This window comes from Streptomyces sp. NPDC020362, assembly GCF_040642095.1.
Taxonomy (GTDB): Bacteria; Actinomycetota; Actinomycetes; order Streptomycetales; family Streptomycetaceae; genus Streptomyces.
Genome location: NZ_JBFAET010000356.1, coordinates 1 through 5114, shown reverse-complemented (window position 1 = coordinate 5114; position 5114 = coordinate 1). Strand labels below are relative to the sequence as shown.

Genomic DNA, 5114 nt, shown 5'->3' with positions numbered 1-5114 from the left:
AGCGCTCCCAGCCGGGTCACCTCCATGCTTGTCCTAGTCATGACCCTCCGTCAACGGCTCGTCCGGGGAAGCCGGTGAGCCGCTTCCCCGGACGCGCGCCGGAGGGCCGGCTCAGACGTCGAGCCTGCTGATCCGCACCGCTCCCCGGGCCTCGCCCGGGTGGGCACTGGTGAGGGTGAGGCGCACCCGCGAGCCGCGCACCGCGTCGAAGGTGATCACCGTCGGGCTGTCCGAGGTGGCGGCCCAGTTGGTCCGCGCGCCCGTCACCGGCACGTACCCGCGCCCGTCCCACACCGCCACCTCGGCCGCGGCGGGAAGGGCGTGCGTGCCGTCGACGGTGAACGAGACCGCCACCCGGTCCAGGGTGCGGATGCGCCCGAGGTCGACGGACACCCAGTCCTTCGGCCGGGCGCCGCCGAAGGCGGGCAGCAGGGCCGTGGCCGACTTGGCGAAGGCGTTCGACCAGCCGGTGGCCGGGTCGCCGTCCAGCATCGCGGCCGGCAGGGTGTCCTCGCGTCCGGAGTAACTGGCGTCCGCACAGGGGTGGCCGGGGGCAGCCGGGGGGTCGGGGGCGAAAGAGGGCGCTGCGGTGGTGGCGGCGGAGGAGGCCGGTGTGGTGCGCACGCCGACCGTGCCCGAGTGCAGGCCGTCGGCCCGTGCCGTGACCTTCAGGGTGCCCGCATCCCCGCCGGACCGGACGATCGCGAGTGCCTTGCCGTGGAACGCGGTCCTCGTACTGGCCTGGTAGCGCTCGGCGCTCTCCTCTCGGCCGTTGTCGACCCCGGCCAGCGAGCCGCCGGTCACGTCGAAGGCGATGAGGTGGTCGGCACCGGGTACCACCACGCCGTGCGCGTCCACGATCTCGGCGGTCACGAAGACCAGCGAACGCCCGTCGGCGGCAAGGGACTTCCGGTCGGCGCCGAGCCGCACCGCGTGCGGGTCGCCCGCGGTGCGCAGCACGTCGGTGGCGACCACCCTGCCGTCCCGCCGGGCCACCGCCTTCAGCTCACCGGGCCGGTACGGCACCTTCCAGGTCAGGTGCAGCTTGCCCGCGCTGCCGTTGGGGCTGGTGTAACTGCCCGGGTAGGGGCCGTCGGGGAAGGTCTTGTCGTCGCCGGTGGCCTCGGTGGTCTCCAGGTAGCTGCGGCCGTCGGTGGTCTTCTTGACGTCGAACTCCCGCACCCCCAGGGACCGTCCGTTCAGGAACAGCTCGACGGACGGCACGTTGGCGTAGGCCCAGACCTCGACCGTGTCGCCCTCCTCGTGGTTCCAGCTCATCGGCAGCAGATGGACCATCGGCTCGGTGGTCCACTGGCTCCTGAACAGGTGGTACATGTCCTTCGGGAAGCCGGCCGTGTCGACCGCGCCGAAGAAGGACGCCTTCACCGGGAAGACGTCGTACGGGGTCGGCTCGCCGATGTAGTCGATGCCCGACCACAGGAACTGCCCCGCGAACCACCTGCGGTCCCGGTCCTTCTTGTGCCCGTACTCGCCGCTCATCGTCCAGGAGGCGAGGTTGTTGTCGTACGAGGAGGTCTCGCGCCGGCCCGGTGTGTGGTTCTCGCCGGTGTTCAGGTGCTCCGGCTCCTGGTACGAGCCCCGGGTCGAGGTCTCCGAGGAGGACTCGGACTCGAACAGGAACAGGTGGGGGTATCTGGCGTGCAGGGCGTCGACCGACCTGGCCGTGTTGTAGTTCAGGCCGAGGCCGTCGAGCTTGGCGAGCATACGGTCGGCCGGGGAGCCGTCGGCGGGCACGCCGTGGTACTTGTTCGAGCCGATGACCACCGGGCGGGTGTCGTCCGCCGCCTTGATCGCGCCGATGATCCGGTCGGCCATGGCGAGCCCGGCGGCCGAGGTGGAGTCGGGGATCTCGTTGCCGATGGACCACAGGACGACGGCCGGCGAGTTGCGGGCGGCCAGCACCATCTCCGTGGCGTCCCTCTCGCACCACTCGTCGAAGAACCGGCCGTAGTCGTACCGGGTCTTACCGGTCTTCCAGCAGTCGAAGGCCTCCACCATCATCACGATGCCCAGTTCCTCGCAGACCTGGATCATCTGCGGCGAGGGCGGGTTGTGCGAGGTGCGGAAGGCGTTGACGCCCATCGACTTCATGATCGTCATCTGCCGGCGCACCGCGTCGATGCTGATCGCCGCACCGAGGGCGCCCTGGTCGTGGTGCAGGTCCACGCCCCTGATCTTGGTGGGGGTGCCGTTGAGCGAGAAGCCCTCGTCGGGGTCGAAGCGGTAGGTGCGGATGCCGAAGGGCGTGCGGAAGGTGTCGACGGTGCGGCCGGCGACGCGGAGTTCGGTGTGCAGGGTGTAGCGGTGCCGGGGGGTGGTGACGTCCCACAGGCGGGGTTCGGGGACGGTCAGTTCGTGGGTCTCGGCGGCCTGCCCGGAGACGGTGACCGTGGTGGCGGTGCGGGTGACCGTGCGGCCGTCGGGGCCGGCGATCCGGGTGAGGACCTGGACGTCGGCGCCGGTGCCGGACTCGTTGAGCACGGTGGTCGCCACCCGCACCACGGCCCGCTCGGCGTCGACCCGGGGCGTGGTGACGCAGGTGCCCCAGCGGGCCACGTGCACGGGGTCGGTGATCACCAGGCGGGCGTCGCGGTAGATGCCGCTGCCCGAGTACCAGCGGCTGCTCGGCAGCTGGTTCTGGACCTTGACCGCGAGGACGTTCGGCGTGCTGCCGTCGGTGTGCACCAGGCCGGTGAGGTCGAAGGCGAAGCCGGTGTAGCCGTAGGGGTGGCGGCCGGCCTCGGTGCCGTTGCAGTAGACGTAGGAGTCCATGTAGACGCCGTCGAACTCCACCGAGATCCGCCGGCCGGCGTACCCGGGCGGCAGGGTGAAGGCCAGCCGGTACCAGCCGAGGCCGCCCGGGAAGAAGCCGGTGCCGCTGGTGGTGCCGTGGTCCGTCGTGGGGGTCTGCTCGATGCTCCAGTCGTGCGGGACGGCGACCTCGCGCCAGGCCGAGTCGTCGTACCCCGGCTCGGCGGCCCGGGCGTAGGCGCCGGTCGGGTCGGTGATGCCGCCCGGGTCGGCCAGCGCGAAGCGCCAGCCGTCCCGCAGCGGGACGACCTGGCGTCCTGCCGCGGCGGCCGGCGGTTCGGCGGCCAGGGCCGCGGCACCGCCCGGGAGCACTCCGGCCGCATGCGCTGCCGTGGCTGCGACCAGAACCGATCTGCGCGTGACCGTCATGACGGCTCTCCCTCATCAGGGCCCAGAAGTACTCACAACTGATCGTGAACAAACAGATTCTGACGGCCCGCCACACACGATCGTCAAGGGTGCGGAAACGCCCGGCTGCCCCGCGTGTCGCTTCGGCCGGATTTCCGCCTTGACCGCGTTCGACCGGCTGACCCCGTCGCCGGGGGTTGCGGTTCACGGAGATGCGCGACGCACTACGCTGGAACGGAAGTGGTGCCACCTGTTCACTGTGAGTGTGCGCTTGGGAGCGGCGACGATGAGCCGGGTCTATCCGTTCGACGATGCGGCGACGGCCCGGGCTGTCATCGACGACGACGGAACGCTGGTGGAGTGGAACGAGGGCGCGCGGCGCCTGCTCGGCCACCCGGCCGACTCCGTCGTGGGCCGCCCGGCGGCCCGGCTGCTGGCCAGGGACGGCACGGTCGCCGTGCCCGCCGGTACGCGCTGGGAGGGGACGGTCGCACTACGCCACCGGGACGGCCGTACGGTCTCCGTGTGGCTGCTCGTCCACCGCCGGCTCGCGAGCGACGGCCGCGGCGGCAACTGGCTGGTGGTCACCCCGCTGACCGGCCGGGACCCGGCGGCCCCCGACGATCCGCTCGAACGGGCCGGCCTGATCCAGGCACCGTGCGCCGTGGCCGTGTACGACGACTCACTGCGGCTGCGCCGGATGAACGCCGCGATGGCCGAGGTGATCGGGCTGCCCGAGGATCGCCTGCGCGGCCTCAGGATCTCGGAGATCGGCGGCAAGCCGCAGAGCGAGGAGCTGGAGCAGAGCATGCTCCAGGTGCTCGGCACCGGCCGGCCGCTGGACGTCCAGACGTACATGCGCACCGGCGGCGGCGAGCGGGCGCACACCTGGCAGGCCCGGATGGCACCGGTCACCGACACCGAGGGCCGGGTGCGGGGCGTGTGCCTGGCCGCACACGACGTCACCGAGAACTACCAGGCCCGGCAGCGGATGCAGCTGGTGAACGAGGCGAATGTACGCATCGGCTCCACCCTCGACATCACGCGGACGGCACAGGAGCTGGCGGACGTGTGCGTACCCGCCCTCGCCGACTTCGTCACCATCGACCTGCTGGACCCGGAGGAGTACGGCGACGAACCCCCGGCCCGCGTCACCGCCCCGGTGAACCTGCGCCGGGTCGCCCACCAGTCCGTCCTCGGCGGCGTTCCGGAGGCGGTGGCCGAGCCCGGACAGGTCGAGGTGTACCCGGCCCTCTCGCCACAGGCCGACTCGATGGTCGCCGGCCGCACGATCCGGGCCACGATGGCCGAGGGCGACATGGCCAAGTGGCTGACCTGGAACACCGCGCGCGGCCGGCGGGTGCGGGACTTCGGCATCCACGCCTCGATGTCGGTGCCGATCATGGCGCGCGGGCTGACCCTCGGGGTCGCGGTCCTCACCCGCCACCGGCGCCGGGACCCGTTCACCGACGACGACATGCTGCTCGCCGAGGAGATCACCGCCCGCGCCGCGGTCTGCATCGACAACGCCCGGCTTTACTCCCGCGAGCGCGACACGGCCCTCGCCCTGCAGCGCAGCCTGCTGCCCCGCACCCTCCCGCGCACCGCCGCCCTGGACGCGTCCTCGCGCTATCTGCCGGCAGCCCGCGCCGGGGTGGGCGGCGACTGGTTCGACGTGATCCCGCTGTCCGGGATGCGGGTCGCGATGGTGGTCGGGGACGTCGTCGGCCACGGCGTCCAGGCCTCGGCCACCATGGGCCGGCTGCGCACGGCCGTGCGCACCCTCGCCGACATCGACCTGGCCCCGGACGAGCTGCTCACCCATCTCGACGACCTGGTGGTGCGGCTCTCGGAGGAGTCCGGCGGCGACGGCAGCCCCGGCGAGGTCGGCGCCACCTGTCTGTACGCCGTGTACGACCCGGTGTCACGGCGCT

General features: G+C 72.2%; 2 protein-coding genes. One reads left to right on the top strand and one right to left on the bottom strand.

Annotation, left to right across the window (positions count from 1 at the left end):
• Positions 1-111: 111 nt before the first annotated feature.
• Positions 112-3201 carry a glycoside hydrolase family 2 TIM barrel-domain containing protein gene (locus tag AB0H32_RS46750; protein WP_361135350.1) on the bottom strand — a complete coding sequence of 1030 codons (3090 nt, stop codon included), beginning with the start codon at positions 3199-3201 and terminating at the stop codon, positions 112-114.
• Between the two features lie 265 nt (positions 3202-3466).
• Here AB0H32_RS46750 and AB0H32_RS46745 point away from each other — a divergent pair.
• A partial coding sequence (locus AB0H32_RS46745) for a PAS domain-containing protein (protein WP_361135347.1) occupies positions 3467-5114 on the top strand: 1648 nt, incomplete at its 3' end.